The sequence below is a fragment of the Nocardia sp. NPDC059154 genome (genome assembly GCF_042755705.1).
In the GTDB taxonomy this organism is placed as follows: Bacteria; Actinomycetota; Actinomycetes; order Mycobacteriales; family Mycobacteriaceae; genus Nocardia.
In genome coordinates this window covers 1-14,720 of the sequence record NZ_JBHZCS010000024.1, presented here as the reverse complement: position 1 = coordinate 14,720, position 14,720 = coordinate 1, and the positions used below count along the sequence as shown (strand labels likewise).

Genomic DNA, 14,720 nt, shown 5'->3' with positions numbered 1-14,720 from the left:
CGCCCGCCCGTCGATCAGGGCAGCGGGGTCAGTTCGAAGACCGGGTGGGTGGCGGCGGTACGCGCGAAGTCCGCCGGAGTCGCCTGTCCGCCCAGAGCGAGCGTGCGGCGTAGGACCAGGCCACCGAGGGGGCGGGTGAGGCGTGGGGCGACAACGTCTTTCAGGATCTGTGCGGCACGATCGGCGGGCAGTTCGACGGCCGCGAAGTCGGTGCGGTCGGCGCCGGCGCCGACCGAGGCGCGGCCTGCGACACGGAGATTCCGGACCCACTGCGCGTTGCCGGAATGGGTGGCGACGATCCAGCGACGCTCGCCCGAAACGAACACATCCACCGGATTGGTCCTGGGCAGCCCGGATCGCCTGCCCGTCACTGTCAGCAGCGCGACCGGGCCGAGCCGCACGCCGGACCGCAGCAGCATCGCGACGGCTCGACCCACCAGATTGTGGCCGAGCCGCGCACCACCGCGCACGTGCACAGCGGCGAACGCGACCAGGAACAGTCCGGCGAGCAGTCCGCCGAGCCAATCCCACAGCGCGGCTGCGCCGAACGCGGCGATCGCCAGATGAACGGCGACGAGCACGGCGCCCAGGCCGCCGACGGCCGTGATGCCGCGGCGCCCGGACCCGGGCGTGGCGTGAAGACTCTTGGTGGAGTTCATGATTCGCGTCTCTCTCAACAGGAACAAGCCCCTATGGGCGTTTGCCCATATACTATGGGCAAACGCCCATAGTAGGCAAGAGTTCAGTCCTGGGCGTGAGCCGCGAGCCTCGTGTCTTCGTGCGAGCCGCGAGATTCACACCCGGCGTGGGCCGTGAGATTCGAGGCCGAGTGACGGACCAATAGACTTGACCGGATGTCCAGAGCGGCCGGCACGCCCGCCGCCGATCCGACGCCGGAAGGGGAAATCGAAGCATGCGTGGCGTTCCGCGGCCGGATCTACGTACCGAACTGTTCGCCGCCGCGGACCGGATCCTGGCGCGAGACGGTGCCACCGGGCTGACCAGCCGAGCCGTCACCGACGAAGCCGGGTGCGCGAAAGGCATCCTGCACAACCATTTCGACGGGCTCGAAGGCTTTCTCGCCGACTATGCCGCCGACCGTCTACAGCGCGCCGTCGAGCAGCTGTCCGATCTGCCGGAGAACGCCGGACAGGGCGATATCGTCGACAACCTCACCGGCGCCGCCGTCACCCTCTTCGACTCCGGCGCGCTGCCGACCGCCGCGCTGATCTCCGCACGACCGTCACTGGCCACGCGCATCGGCACCGCGATCGCCGCCGACTCGGCGCTCAGCGCGAGCGAACAGATCTTCGCCGACTATCTGGCGGCCGAGCAGACCAGCGGACGCCTGCCGGCCGATCAGGACACACGCACCCTCGCCTTCACGCTCGTCGGCTCGATCCACCATCTGTTCTTCACCTCGCACGGCACGGCACTCGATCCCGACCGCGTCCGCCTGATCGTCCGCACCCTCCTTCATCTCTGAGCGCGCATCTCTGAGCGCGGGACTCCGCATGCTCACCGGACTCCGCGGCCTCAGCGGGCGCGCGGATGTGCGGTGGCCCAGACCTCGTGGAGGGTGCCGACGGTGACCAGGGTGTAGATCTGGGTTGTTGTGACCGAGGCGTGGCCCAGGAGTTCCTGGACAACTCGGACGTCGGCACCGCCGTCGAGGAGATGCGTGGCGAAGGAATGCCGGAGGGTGTGGGGCGACACCTGGGCCGCGATGCCGGCCCGCTCCGCCGCGGATTGCAGGACCTGCCAGGCGGTTTGGCGGGAGAGGCGGCCGCCGCGGTGGTTGAGGAAGAGGGCACTGTTGCCCTTGCCCCGGGTGGCGAGGGCGGGGCGGCCGCGGACCAGGTAGTTGTCGAGGGCGGCCAGGGCGGGGCGGCCGATCGGGACCATGCGCTGTTTGCCGCCCTTGCCGCGCAGGACCACCGCGCGTTCGGCGGTGTCGATGTCGTCCACGTCGAGCCCGACCATCTCGGAGATGCGAGCGCCCGTGGAGTACAGCAACTCCAGTAGTGCCCGGTCGCGCAGCCCGCGCGGGCCGTCGGCGATGTCTCCCCCGGCGGCGTCGAGCAGGCGGGAAACCTGGTCGTACGGGAGGGCTTTCGGCAGTCTGCGGGCGGGTGTCGGCGGTTTCACCGGATGCGCCACATCCGCGTCGGTGATGCCCTCCGCCGTCGCGAAACGGTGCAGCCCGCGGACGGCGACCAGGGCCCGCGACGCCGACGAGGCCGCCAGGGCGGGATGCTCGGAGTCCCCCGACCGCAGCGACACCATGTAGTCGGCAATATCCGATTCGGCCACGCGGGCAAGCGTTTCCACTCCGCGCTCGGTCAGAAAGTACTGGTAGCGGCCCAGATCCCGCCGATAGGCGCTGAGCGTATTGCGCGCGGCGCCGCGCTCGACCGCCAAATGGTCGAGGTACGCGTCGATCTGCCGCTTCAGCACGGCTCACATCTTTGCAGCCGCCACCGACGAACTCCCCGACCCGAACCCGGCGAAGCGAACAAGTTTCCCAATCGGGACCTATTGCCTGCCCAATCGGGATCTACTGCGATGCCTCCCGCGCCTTGCGATCCAGGAACGCGGTGGGCATCCCCGGCCAGGGCGCGTCGGCGGGCCGCAGCCGGGCCCCGCTGGACCGGGCCGTCATCAGCGCGGTCACCCCGGCCACCGCGGTGGCATTGGTGATATCTCCCGCCAGCGCGGCCTGTACGGCCTCCGTCAACGGCATCCGCAGGATCTGGAGGTCGGCCTCCTCCATTTCCGGGTCCGGCCGGTCGATTTCGTAGAGCCCGGTCGCCAGATATACCCGCAGCGCTTCATCGGTGAACCCGGGTGAGAGCGCCACATCGACCAGCACCGACCACTCCCGCGCGGCCAGCCCGGTCTCCTCGGCCAGCTCTCGCTGGGCGGCTTCGAGGGGATCCTCGCCCGTCTTGTCCAGCAGTCCGGCCGGCAGCTCCAGCAGTCGCCGCCCGATCGGATGCCGGTACTGATCGACCAGCACCAGATTGTCGTTCTCGTCCAGGGCCGCCACGGCGACCGCCGCGTGGTGCTCGATCACCTCCCGCTCGGCGACCTTGCCGCCGGGCATGACCACCTGGTCCAACCGCAGCGCCAGGATCGCGCCCGAGTACACCGTGCGACTGGACAGGACATCGAAATCGTGTGTGCCGGGGACCGGTTCCGAGGAGGTCATTCCAGAACCGTAGCGCGGATACCCGGGCGGATACGAAACCGCCCGAGCACTCGTCGAATGCTCGGGCGGGCCGTGGAATCCCGGTCAGGCGGGAATCACTTGGAGACCTTCTCGGCCTCCGCGGCGGGCACCTCGTCGGGAATCTCCACCGGAAGCCGTTCGGCGGCCTTGTATTCCAGCGCCGCCGAGATCAGCGCCGCGAACAGCGGGTGCGGGCGCGTCGGACGGGACTTGAGCTCCGGGTGCGCCTGGGTGGCGACCAGGAACGGGTGCTTGTCCTGCGGGTACTCCACGAACTCGACCAGGTGGCCGTTCGGGGAGGTGCCGCTGAACTTCAGGCCGCTCTTGGCGATCTTGTCGCGGAAGGTGTTGTTGACCTCGTACCGGTGCCGGTGCCGCTCGGAGACCTCGGTCTCGCCGTACGCCCGCGCCACCAGCGAATCCTGCTGCAGCACAGCCGGGTACGCGCCGAGCCGCATGGTGCCGCCCAGATCGGCCTCGCCGGCCACGATCTGCTCCTGGTCGGCCATGGTCGAGATGACCGGATACTTGGTGTCGGGCTCGAATTCCGCCGAGTTGGCGTCCTTCATGCCCACCGAGCGCGCCGCCTCGATGACCACGCACTGCAGACCCAGGCACAGGCCCAGCAGCGGAATCTTGTGCTCGCGGGCGTAGTGGATGGCGCCCACCTTGCCCTCGATGCCGCGAATGCCGAAGCCGCCCGGGATCAGGATGGCGTCCACGTCGGCCAGGTGCGACCGCGCACCCGCCTCGGTCTCGCACTCGTCGGACTGCACCCAGCGGATGTTCACCTTGGCCCGCGAGGCGAAACCGCCCGCGCGCAGCGCCTCGGTGACCGACAGGTAGGCGTCGGGCAGGTCCACGTACTTGCCGACCAGCGCGACGGCGACCTCTTCGCGCGGGTTGTGCACGCGATCCAGCAGATCGCCCCAGACCGTCCAGTCGACGTCGCGGAAGGGCAGCCCCAGCTTGCGAACGACGTAGGCGTCCAAGCCTTCCCGGTGCAGCACCTTCGGAATGTCGTAGATCGACGGCGCGTCCGGCGTGGAGATGCAGGCGTCCACATCCACGTCGCACATGAGCGCGATCTTGTTCTTCAGCGGCTGCGGCACCTCGCGGTCGCAGCGCAGGATGAGCGCGTCGGGCTGGATACCGATATTGCGCAGCGCCGCCACCGAGTGCTGGGTCGGCTTAGTCTTGAGCTCGCCCGAGGGACCCAGGTAGGGCACCAGCGTGACGTGCAGGAAGAAGCAGTTGTCGCGACCCACCTCGTGGCGAATCTGCCGCGCCGCCTCGAGGAACGGCTGCGACTCGATATCGCCCACGGTGCCACCGATTTCGGTGATCACCACATCCGGCGCCTGCCCGTGCAGGTCCGGTCCCGTCATGGCGAGAATGCGACTCTTGATCTCATCGGTGATGTGCGGGATCACCTGCACGGTGTCACCGAGGTACTCACCCCGGCGCTCCTTGGCGATCACCTTCGAGTACACCTGGCCGGTGGTGACATTGGCGTCCCCGGACAGATCGCGATCCAGGAACCGTTCGTAGTGGCCGACATCTAGGTCCGTCTCCGCGCCGTCCTCGGTCACGAACACCTCACCGTGCTGGAAGGGGTTCATGGTGCCGGGATCGACATTCAGGTACGGATCCAGCTTCTGCATCGTGACGCGGAGTCCGCGTGAAGTGAGCAGCTGACCGAGGCTGGAGGCGGTCAGACCCTTGCCGAGTGAAGAGGCGACGCCACCGCTGACGAAGATGTGTTTCGTGGCCGCGCGCGCCGGAATCCGTGATTGACCCACGGGACTTCACGGTAACACGGATCGGCGACGTCGATCGCATGCCACGCATGTTGGTTGCCCGCGATTGGCTCGATTCTGCGTATCGCGGGAAGTCTTTCCCATGTCGGCATCGGCGTGGCCGGGGCTTTCCGACGTGCAGCCCGGGGATCGTCTCAGTGCGGCATGGCCGCGACTGTGAGCGAGGTCGCCTTCTCACCTGTGCCGTAACGGCCGGTACCGCCGTTCAACTGCTCGGTGAGCCCGAGCACGGTGGTGATCCGCCCGATCTCTCGATCGACATTGTCGACGGTCGTGACGGTCGACAGCCCACCCTCGGACCGTGTCACAGCGATCGCTCCGGGCCCCTCGGCGGCCCCGTAGCGACCCGCCAGCACCACCCCGGCACAGTGGGACCGCAGACCCCCGGAGAACCTGGCGATGATGGTGCCGCGATTGTTCTCGTCGGCCCGCGCCCCGTCGCCGGTGACCACCACGGCCAGCTGGGCGGGCTGCACGTCGGCGAAGGTCAGGAAGCCGCCGCCGCGCAGCGTCTCGAGGGCCAGGCCGCGCTCCTGCGGGGTGCCGCGCGCCTGCCCGCTGACCGGATCGTCGAGCAGCACCTGGCCGAGCAGATCGCCCGCGAGGCTGCCCTGATCCACGGCGTCGACCTTCAGCTGCGCGCCCGCGGGGACCACGTTCAGCAGCGCGGTGCGTAGTCGATCGCCCTCGGAGGAGTCGGCGAACGCGCCGGTCAGGCCGATCCGGCCGGTGACCGCGGCGCCCGCGGTGGTGAGGGCCGCGGTGACGGCATCGGCGTCGCCGCTGTCGGCGTCGGGAGTGGTGAAGACGAGGACCGATCGGTTGGCCAGCGCACCCCCCAGCAGCTTGCCCGCCGAACCCGACAGGAAGGCGTCGGCCGCCTTCACCTGTTCGTTCAAACGTCCGTTCTCGGCACGCAGATCGTCGATCTGCTGCCGGTCGCCCGTGCCGGAAAACAACCCATTGCCTTGTGTGCGGGTGCCCAGCACCACGCCGACCGCCAGGGCCAGAAATACCGCGGCGATCGAAATCGCGTGGTGGCGAAAGGAAATCATCGGTCCCCTACCTGTGCCGGTCGAATAGGCCCTGTACCCAGTGCGATCCGCGATGCCAGGTGTCGGCGGTCCAGGTCAGCGCCTCAACGCCCATGTGGGTGGCCAGCAGCGCGACCACCAGGGCCACCAGCGCCGCGAGCACCACCAGCGCGACCGCCCAGCCGGAGCCCCGGTGGCGGTACAGCGAGGCAACGGCTTTCGCGTCCATGAGCTTGGTGCCCATTTTGAGCCGGGTAAGGAAGGTGGCCGGATTCGAATCGCGCCGGCCGCGGTCGAAGAAGTCGTCCAGCGAGGCCGCCGCGCCGACGGTGACGATCAGCGACGCGCCGTGATGATCCGCCAGCAGCAGCGCCAGATCCGCGGGCGCGCCCGAGGACGGGAAGGTGGTCGCGCCGATGCCCAGATCCTGGATGCGCTCCAAACCCTTGGCGTGGCCGTCGGTATCGGCGGGCAGGATCACCTCCGCGCCGGACTTCAGCGTGTTCGCGGTGATCTCCTCCGGGTCACCGACGATGAGGTCGGGCCGGTAGCCGTGGCGGGTCAGGGTGTCCGCGCCCCGGCCGACGCCGATCAGGATCGGCGCGTACTCCTTGATGAACGGCTTGATGCGCTTGAGGTCGTCGATGTGCTCGGGACCGTCGGCCACCACCACGACATGCCGCTTCTTCATGTCGACTTCGACATCCGGCACGCCGATTCCATCGATGAGCAAGGAGGATTCGGTGCGAATGAACTCGATGGTGTTGCCGGAGAAGGCTTCCAGATGGTCGGCCAGCCCGTTGCGCGCCTCGATCATGCGCTCGGCGATGGTGAACTCGGTGAGCTCGATGCCCTCGACGAGTACCTCGGGTTCCTTCTTCGCCAGTTTGTCCGCGTAGACGACGCCACCCTCGACGCGAACCTTGGCGCCGTCCTTGATCTTCTTGAAGACATCCGAGCTGACCGCGTCCAGCAACTGGATGCCACTGGCCACCAGCACTTCCGGACCGAGGTTCGGATATCGCCCGGAGATCGACGGCGAGGCGTTCACCACCACCGCCACCTGGGCTTCGACGAGCCGGTCGGCGGTGAGCCGATCCAGGTCCATCTCATCGAGCACCACCACGTCGCCGGGCCCCACGCGCTGGAGCAAACGCCTGGTGTTGCGGTCCACCCGGGCCATCCCGGTCAGACCCGGCAGCGTTTCGGTATTACGCGACAACAGGGCCAGCATCTTCATAACGATCGATGATTACGGCAAAGTCTCAACCTTTGATGGAGGCGCGCCGGACGGGGCACCCGAGTCGGGCGTATGTATGGCGACCACTGATTTCCTACCGGTTGGGGTAACTCGTCGGGTACGCCCGAAATCGGTTCGGCACCAACCGCAGGCACGGATGCACGGCCGACGACGGCTCTTGGCCGGCGGCAAAGGTCGCGGGGAGGCGGGGGAGTACGCGCCCCTCGCACCTTCCTTCTTACCGGGCGGTAAGGATATGCTCCGATCATGGCCAGCACCACCGTTGATACCGTCCTACCCGCCCCGCGTGAGGTCGTCTACAAGCTCTTCACCGAGCGCGACAGCCTCAATGCCTTTCTGCCCATTCAGATTTCACTGAAGAAGCCGGGCATCGGGAGCCCGTCCGGCGTCGGTGCGCAGTACCACCTGGGCCTGGCCGGCATCGGCCCGACCGAGGAGACCACCGAGCTCGTCCCCAATGAGCGCATGGTCTACCGCGTCATCGCGGGCGCCCCGGTCAAGCGGCACGTCGGCACCATCAGCTTCTCCGACGCGCCGGGCGGCACCAGGGTCGTCTACACCATGGAGTCCGAGCCCAGCCTCCCCGTCCCCGCCCAGATCCTCGAGCCCGGCCTCCGCGCCCTCACCAACGCCCTCATCGGCGGAGTGCGCAAGGCGATCAAGTAGCGCTCGGCCACCGCGCTTTCGGAGTCGGCGCGGCGGCACGGACAGAACCGGCCGGACCCTGCGCGGACCCGGCCGGTTTTCTGTCTCTGTGCCCCGTTACTCGCCCGAGACGGCGGCGCCGACCTTCTCGGCGTCGGCGGTGGTGAGGAGTTCCCAGGCGTGGGCGCGGCCGGTTTCGGTGTCGCCCATGCCCGCCAGCATGCGGGCGAGTTCGACGACGCGTTCGTCCTGGGTGAGGGCTTTGACGCCGGATTTGACGGCCTTGCCGTCGTCGAGCTTGTCGACCACCAGGTGGGTGTCGGCGAAAGCTGCCACCTGTGGCAGGTGGGTGACAACGATGACCTGGTGGGTGCGGGCCAGACGGGCCAGGCGGCGGCCGATCTCGACGGCGGCGCGGCCGCCGACACCGGCATCGACCTCGTCGAAGACCATGGTGGTGCCATGTTCGGAGCTGGCGAGAACCACTTCCAGGGCGAGCATGATGCGGGAGAGCTCACCGCCGGAGGCGCTCTTGCTCAGCGGCAGCGGGTGCGCGCCGGAGTGAGCGGCCAGGCGGAATTCCACCTCGTCCACGCCGGTCGAGCCGGCGTGCAGTTCGGTGCCGTCGATAACCAGCGGGGCCGAATCCTGCACGCCCGCAAGGACGGGACCGACCCCGACCTCGAGCCGGGCACGACCCATGGCCAGACCGCCCAGTTCGGTGCTCACCGCCGACGCCAGCTTCCCCGCGGCCTTGCTACGGGCCGCGGTCAGCTTCTTGGCCGTTTCGCGCACCTTCTCGGCCGCGGTCTCGACATCCGCGGCCAGCGCCGCCAGCGCCTCCTCCGACACGTCCAGCGAGGCCAGGCGCGTGCGCGCCTCCTCGGCCCACTTGATGACCCCGTCGATATCCGGCGCGTACTTGCGGGTCAGCGTCTTCAGCTCGGCCTGGCGGGTCAGCTTGGACTCCAGCGCGCCCGGATCGGACGGCAGGTCCGACAGGTAGGAGCTGAGCTCGGTGGTCAGATCCACCACCACCGAAATCGCCTCGCCCAGACGGGGAGCCAGCGCGATCAGGATCGGATCGTGGGAGGCTTCGATGCGGGCGCGCGCGGTACCCAGCAGATCCAGGGCGCCCGCGTCCTCACCCGGCGAATCGGCCGGACCGGCCAGCGCGTCGTGCGCGGTGGAGGCGGCCTCGCGCAGCGAATCCAGATCCGACAGCCGGCGCACCTCGGCCACCAGGTGGTCGTCCTCGCCGGGTTCCGGTGCGACAGCATCGATCTCGGCCAGCGACTGCGTCAGATGATCGGCTTCCAGGGCCAGTTCCCGGCTGCGCGCGGTCCGCTCGAGCAGCTGATTGCGCTTGTCCAGCCAGGCCTTTCGAGCCTTCTGGTACTTGGCCAGCAGCGGCGCCACCGCATCGGAGGCGAACTGGTCCAGCGCGTGCAGCTGCTGGTCGGGCCGCTGCAGCCGCAGCTGATCGTTCTGCCCGTGCACGGTGAGCAGCGGGGTGGTGAAGTCCGCGAGCACCGCGGCCGGCACGCTGCGGCCACCCAGGTGGGCGCGGGAGCGGCCGTCGGATCCGACCGTGCGGACGGCGATGATGCTGCCGTCGTCATCGCGTTCGGCGCCGGTGGATTCCAGCACCTGCTCGACCTCGCCGAGGGCGCCGTCGTGCACCTCGTCCACGGTGAAACGGCCCTCCACCACGGCCCGCGACGCCCCGAGGCGCACCCGTCCCGCGTCGGCGCGGGCGCCGCTGAGCAAGTGCAGGCTCGTCACCACCATGGTCTTGCCCGCACCGGTCTCACCGGTCAAAACAGTCAAACCCTCGTGGAATTGTGCGGTGGCGGTGGAAATTACGCCCAGCCCGTCAATCCTGATCTCTGTCAGCACTCGTGCTCTCCGTTCGCCGTCGGCCACGCCAGCCTGTCACGGGCAACTGGAATTTGCGCACCATCCGATCGGCGAACGGCGCGGAGTCGAGCCGAACCCACCGCACCGGGTCGGTCCCGCGGACCGTCTCGACCCGGCCGCCCCGCGGCAGTGCGAGGGTGCGTCGGCCGTCGAGGAAAACGATCGCATCATGGCCCGTCGCAACGGTTTCCACCGCGATCAGCGAATTCGGGCTGGTCACCAGGGGTCGCGCGAACAGGGCATGCGCATTGGACGGGATCACCAGCAGCGCTTCGAGTTCCGGCCACACCACCGGCCCGCCCGCCGAGAAGGCGTAGGCGGTGGACCCGGTCGGCGTGGCGATCAGCACACCGTCGCAGCCGAAGGCCGACACCGGCCGGCCGTCCACCTCCAGCACCACCTCCAGCACGCCCATGCGCGCCGCGTTCTCGATGCTGGCCTCGTTCAACGCCCAGCCGCGCTCCACCACCACATCGTCGACGCGCACGGTGACGTCGATGGTCATCCGCTCCTCGACGGTGTAGTCGCGCCGCACCACCTGGGACAGCGCCTCGTCCAGGTGCTCGGCCTCGGCCTCGGTGAGAAAACCGATGCGCCCCAGATTGATTCCGAGCACTGGCACCGAGGCACTGCGGGCGAGTTCGGCCGCCCGCAGGAACGTCCCGTCACCGCCGAGCGCCAGCACCATCTCGGTGCCGACCGCCGCGTCGAGATCGTGTGCCATCACCCGCGCCGGGTATCCGTCGGCCGCGCCGTCGTCGTCGATGTCGAACCGGGTGCTGTACGCCTCGTCCTCGAGCACGCGCAGCCCCATCCCGGCCCCGCACAGGATCTTCGCGACCCGGTGCGCGGTATCGGTGATCTCCGGCCGTCCCGGATGCGCGACCAGCAGAACCTGCCTGGCCGGGCTAGCCGCGTTCACTGTGGACCCTCCTGCACCGCACGCTCGATCAGCGCCGCCACACGCGCCGCCTCGTCTGCATCGTATGCGCCCCCACCGACGTCCGCGCCGTCACCGGTCGCAGCGGGCTCGGTCTGCGGACGCTCCGGCGCGCCGGTCTCCTTGCGCAACCAGAGGAAATACTCGACATTCCCGGACGGACCGGGCAGTGGACTGGCCGTCACCCCACGCGTACGCAGCCCGAGTTTCGCTGCCGCGGCGGCGACTTCGCGCACCGCCTCGGCGCGCAGGGCCGGATCACGCACCACGCCACCGGATCCCACGCGATCCTTACCCACCTCGAACTGCGGCTTCACCATGGGCAGCAGATCCGCGCCCGGCGCACAGCAGGCGGCCAGCGCGGGCAGCACCAGGCCCAGGGAGATGAACGACAGGTCGGCGACCACCAATTCGACGGTGCCGCCGATGAGTTCGGGCGTCAGCTGCCGCACATTGGTGCGGTCGTGCACGCGGACGCGGTCATCGTTCTGCAGCCGCCAGATCAGCTGGCCGTACCCCACATCGGCGGCCACCACCTCCTTGGCTCCGCGGGACAGCAACACATCGGTGAATCCACCCGTGGACGCGCCCGCGTCCAGGCACCGCTTGCCCTCGACCGACACGCCCTGCGGCTCGAACCCCTCGAGCGCGCCCAGCAGTTTGTGCGCGCCGCGCGAGGCCCACTGCACCTCGTCGGGTTCCTCCCGCACCAGCAGCGGCGTGCCCGCCTCGACTCCCGTCGCCGCCTTGGTGGCGACCGACCCATTGATCAGGACGCGGCCCGCGTTGATCAGCTCGACCGCGTGTTCCCGCGACCGCGCCAATCCGCGGCGAACCAGTTCCGCGTCCACCCGCGCGCGCCTGGCCACCTCAGATCTTGTCCACCGTGGCCAGGGCCTGCACCAGCACCTCGTGCGCCTGCTCCAGAATCTTGGCCCGCCGCACGATATCGGTGCCCTCCGAGTGCACACTCGGCGCGCCCGGGAAGCCCGGATTCGGTGCGCCCGCCGACAATTCGGCCAACAGCGCGGCCACCTCCGCCTGGACCCGCTCCGGGTCGGCGAACTCCTGATTCGCACCCGGCAGATGCTGCCCGGGCAACGGCGCCCCCGGACGGGGCCCCGGCGTCCCGATAGGGGACCCCGGCGCGGGAAACTGCGGGCGAGGCGTGGGCATAGTCATCGTGGCGACAACGCTACCCGAACTCGCATTCGAACACACGTACCCCACCGCCTACCGATCCGCCCGCCGACCGGCCCTCGCGGCGTCGCCCCGGCCCACTCTCTCGGGTGTCCCGGAAAACCGCTCGTGGGCGGCCGACAGCATGAGGCAAATGGACAGCGACGTCGAGAAGCTGATCGCCGAGACCCGGCCTTCCCGCCGACCATGGTCCGCACCTGATCCCGGCCGCCCGCTCCGGCTGCCGCACCCGCGCCGCGCGGTGGTCGTCGCCGACCCGGACGAACCGCCACTCCCCTTCGCCGACATTGCCTTCGACCTGGTGACAGCCGCCATCCCTCGACCGTTCGACGCGTGAAAACCGGTGTGAGACTTCACAATAATGAGATGTCGAGGTCTTCGAACGCCGGATTACAGTCCGATCGATGACAGCACAAGAGAAAGGCGCGGAGCCGCACACCGCCAACTTCTCCGACGACGCGACCTGAGCCACAGGCCCGCGGCAAGTCCCCGACTATGCGCGAGGCGTCGAGGAGACCCGGATGGCGCGGCCCGGGGCCGCGTCCAGGCGGGCCGTGATCTCCTTCGCGATGTCTCCGGTGCCCGGCACGACCGGATCGAAGTCGGCGACAGGGTGATTCAGCGCGTCGAGGGATTCGGCGATGTAGGTCGGCATGCAATCCGAGGGCTGGGTGCCCAGATCCTCGAGCGTGCTCACGCCGGTCAGCACCATCAGCGACTCCAGGCCGGTGGCGTGCGCGCCGTCGATATCGGTGTCGAGGCGGTCGCCGACCACCAGGGCGTCGCGGGTACCGGCCCGATCGAGCGCATCCTCCATCAGCGGCGCGTACGGCTTGCCCGCCACGATCGGCACCAGGCCCGACGCCTGCCGCAGCGCCGCGACCATCGAGCCGTTGCCGGGAGCCAGGCCGCGCTCGGTGGGGAGCGTGGCGTCGGTATTGGCGGCCACCCACAGCGCCCCTGCACGCAGCGCGTAGGCGGCCTCGGCCAGATCCGCCCACGCGGTCTGCATCGAATGGCCTTGCACCACAGCGCTCGGCGCGAGGCCGTCGAAGCGGCGGACCGCCTGCAGGCCGACGTTCTCCACCTCGGCCATCAGATCATCGGTGCCGACCACCAGCACCGTCGACCCCGGCGGGATCCGCTGCGCCAGCACACGCGCGGCCGCCTGCGCGCTGGTCACCACCTCGTCCTCGTGCGCGTCGAAACCGAGCTCCCGCAGGTGAAATGCCACCGCGTCGGCCGAGCGGCTCGCATTGTTGGTGACGTACATCAGGCGCTGTCCGGGATCGCCCGCCGAAAGTGCTTCCGACGCACCTGGAATCGGCTCGTGGCCGCGGAACAGGGTTCCGTCCAGATCCAACAGCAATGCCTCGAACCGATCCCGCAGTCGCATTACGCCGTCCCTCTCGTCACTCTTCACAGAAACAAAAACGACCGTGCGGCTGCGCTGTTGCGCGGCCGCACGGTCGAAATCACTTGCCGGTCCTCAGTTCTCGGAGTCGTCCGCGGGCTTGCCGGAACCATCCGCGGCTTTCCCGGACGGCTCCGAATCGGCGGCGGTGTCCTCGGTGGCGGAATCCTCCTCCGCCGCAGCGGAATCCGCGTCGTCCTCGTCGTCGTCCTCGTCGAACGCTGCGGTCCAGTCCGCGCCGCCGTCACCGTCGCCGGAGAGTTCGGCGGCGCGGTCCTCGGCGTCGGTCTCGCCGTCCAGGTCGGCGGAGGCGGCGTTCATGAACCAGGTCAGCGCTTCGTCTTCGCGACCGGCAGCCAGCAGGGCCTCGGCGTAGGCGTAGAACAGGCGCGCGGCCGCGGAACCGGTGCGCGCCGGATCCAGCTCGGCGGTCTGCAGGGTGACGACGGCCTGGTCGAACTGCCCCAGATCCATCCGGGCGCCGGCGACCACGATGCGCAGCTCGGTGGCCTCGTCGCCCTGCAGGGCCCGGGCCTCATCGCTGCGGCCCAGCTCGATGGCGCGCTCGGGACGGCCCAGACCACGCTCGCAGTCGGCCATGACGGCCAGCAGACCCGACCCGCCGGACATGCGGCGCGCGGTCCGCAGCTCCGACAGCGCCTCGGCCCATTCACCCGCGTGATAGGCCGCGACACCGGCGGTCTCGCGCACCACCGCGATGCGGCCGGCCCGCTGCCGGGCAGCGCGCGCGTGCTCCAGTGCCAGCTCCGGATCCTCGTCCAGCAGCTGTGCCACCATGACCAGGTGCCGGGCCACCGACTCGGCATTGCCCTTGTCCAGGCTCAGCAGATCGCGCCGCACCGCCGGTTCGAGATCGGAGGCCTGCACGTCGTCCGGCAGGTTCGGCTCATCGGGACGACCCGTACGCCGCTCCCCCGGCCGGCCGCCGCTGACCCGCGCGCCCTCGCCACCGCGGCGACGCTCGCCCTCGAACGACCTCTCGCTCGCGCCGTTCCCGGCCCGCTCGACATCCTGTCCCGCTCCCGAGTGCTCCGGACGCTCATCCGCGAACCCGTTGCGCGCGAAGCCCTTCCGCTCCTCCCGCTCCCCGCGGTCCCGGTCGAATCCCCGTCCCCCACCACGGTTGAACCCGCCTTCACGACGGTCCCCGCGATCGAAGCCACCTTCGCGGCGCTCGCCGCGATTGGAGCCACCGTCACGGTCGCCGCCCCGGTTGAATCCACCCTCGCGACG

At 69.5% G+C, this 14,720-nt stretch carries 14 protein-coding genes and 1 pseudogene; 3 read left to right on the top strand and 12 right to left on the bottom strand.

Annotation, left to right across the window (positions count from 1 at the left end; translation table 11 throughout):
- Nucleotides 1-14 precede the first annotated feature (14 nt).
- Nucleotides 15-659 (bottom strand): nitroreductase family deazaflavin-dependent oxidoreductase, encoded by a 645-nt coding sequence (locus ACFXN1_RS21330; protein ID WP_379442519.1) that lies wholly within the window; start codon nucleotides 657-659, stop codon nucleotides 15-17.
- A gap of 254 nt (nucleotides 660-913) precedes the next feature.
- Between ACFXN1_RS21330 and ACFXN1_RS21325 the strand changes: the two genes are divergently transcribed.
- The gene (locus ACFXN1_RS21325; protein WP_379442517.1) at nucleotides 914-1,486 is read left to right on the top strand and encodes a TetR/AcrR family transcriptional regulator; all 573 of its coding nucleotides are present in this window, start codon (nucleotides 914-916) and stop codon (nucleotides 1,484-1,486) included.
- Between the two features lie 50 nt (nucleotides 1,487-1,536).
- Here ACFXN1_RS21325 and xerD read toward each other — a convergent pair whose 3' ends face one another.
- The 5 genes from xerD to steA all read right to left on the bottom strand — a co-directional run bounded on the left by xerD (nucleotide 1,537) and on the right by steA (nucleotide 7,326).
- Nucleotides 1,537-2,457 (bottom strand): site-specific tyrosine recombinase XerD, encoded by a 921-nt coding sequence (xerD, locus tag ACFXN1_RS21320; RefSeq protein WP_379399237.1) that lies wholly within the window; start codon nucleotides 2,455-2,457, stop codon nucleotides 1,537-1,539.
- Between the two features lie 100 nt (nucleotides 2,458-2,557).
- Nucleotides 2,558-3,211: an NUDIX domain-containing protein gene (locus tag ACFXN1_RS21315; RefSeq protein WP_379442516.1), complete on the bottom strand. Its 654-nt coding sequence runs from the start codon at nucleotides 3,209-3,211 to the stop codon at nucleotides 2,558-2,560.
- Between the two features lie 95 nt (nucleotides 3,212-3,306).
- On the bottom strand, nucleotides 3,307-5,034 hold the full coding sequence (locus ACFXN1_RS21310) for a CTP synthase (RefSeq protein ID WP_379399239.1): 1,728 nt from the start codon (nucleotides 5,032-5,034) through the stop codon (nucleotides 3,307-3,309).
- Between the two features lie 152 nt (nucleotides 5,035-5,186).
- Entirely contained in the window at nucleotides 5,187-6,107 is a 921-nt protein-coding gene (locus tag ACFXN1_RS21305) for a copper transporter (protein ID WP_379442515.1), read from the bottom strand.
- 7 nt (nucleotides 6,108-6,114) lie between these two features.
- Nucleotides 6,115-7,326: a putative cytokinetic ring protein SteA gene (gene steA / locus ACFXN1_RS21300; protein WP_379442514.1), complete on the bottom strand. Its 1,212-nt coding sequence runs from the start codon at nucleotides 7,324-7,326 to the stop codon at nucleotides 6,115-6,117.
- A gap of 267 nt (nucleotides 7,327-7,593) precedes the next feature.
- Between steA and ACFXN1_RS21295 the strand changes: the two genes are divergently transcribed.
- Nucleotides 7,594-8,013, top strand: a complete 420-nt coding sequence (locus ACFXN1_RS21295) for an SRPBCC family protein (RefSeq protein ID WP_354844850.1) — start codon at nucleotides 7,594-7,596, stop codon at nucleotides 8,011-8,013.
- Between the two features lie 96 nt (nucleotides 8,014-8,109).
- On the opposite strand, the gene recN is transcribed toward ACFXN1_RS21295, so the two are convergent.
- The 4 genes from recN to ACFXN1_RS21275 are packed head-to-tail and all read right to left on the bottom strand — an operon-like array spanning nucleotide 8,110 to nucleotide 11,953.
- Nucleotides 8,110-9,891: a DNA repair protein RecN gene (gene recN / locus ACFXN1_RS21290; RefSeq protein WP_379442513.1), complete on the bottom strand. Its 1,782-nt coding sequence runs from the start codon at nucleotides 9,889-9,891 to the stop codon at nucleotides 8,110-8,112.
- Entirely contained in the window at nucleotides 9,869-10,834 is a 966-nt protein-coding gene (locus ACFXN1_RS21285) for an NAD kinase (protein WP_379399243.1), read from the bottom strand. The genes recN and ACFXN1_RS21285 overlap by 23 nt, the downstream gene beginning before the upstream one ends.
- Complete coding sequence (locus ACFXN1_RS21280) at nucleotides 10,831-11,721, bottom strand: TlyA family RNA methyltransferase (RefSeq protein WP_379442511.1); 891 nt, start codon at nucleotides 11,719-11,721, stop codon at nucleotides 10,831-10,833. Before ACFXN1_RS21280 ends, ACFXN1_RS21285 begins: the two co-directional genes overlap by 4 nt.
- A gap of 1 nt (nucleotide 11,722) precedes the next feature.
- Entirely contained in the window at nucleotides 11,723-11,953 is a 231-nt protein-coding gene (locus ACFXN1_RS21275; RefSeq protein WP_379389051.1) for a hypothetical protein, read from the bottom strand.
- Between the two features lie 319 nt (nucleotides 11,954-12,272).
- On the opposite strand from ACFXN1_RS21275, the pseudogene ACFXN1_RS21270 reads away from it, so the two are divergent.
- A pseudogene (locus ACFXN1_RS21270) lies at nucleotides 12,273-12,379 on the top strand (SAM-dependent methyltransferase); the annotation flags it as partial.
- Between the two features lie 166 nt (nucleotides 12,380-12,545).
- On the opposite strand, the gene ACFXN1_RS21265 reads toward ACFXN1_RS21270, so the two are convergent.
- Together ACFXN1_RS21265 and ACFXN1_RS21260 are read right to left on the bottom strand one after the other, a co-directional pair.
- The gene (locus ACFXN1_RS21265) at nucleotides 12,546-13,448 is read right to left on the bottom strand and encodes an HAD-IIA family hydrolase (protein ID WP_379442510.1); all 903 of its coding nucleotides are present in this window, start codon (nucleotides 13,446-13,448) and stop codon (nucleotides 12,546-12,548) included.
- Between the two features lie 93 nt (nucleotides 13,449-13,541).
- On the bottom strand, nucleotides 13,542-14,720 hold a 1,179-nt coding region (locus ACFXN1_RS21260), incomplete at its 5' end, for a hypothetical protein (RefSeq protein WP_379463654.1).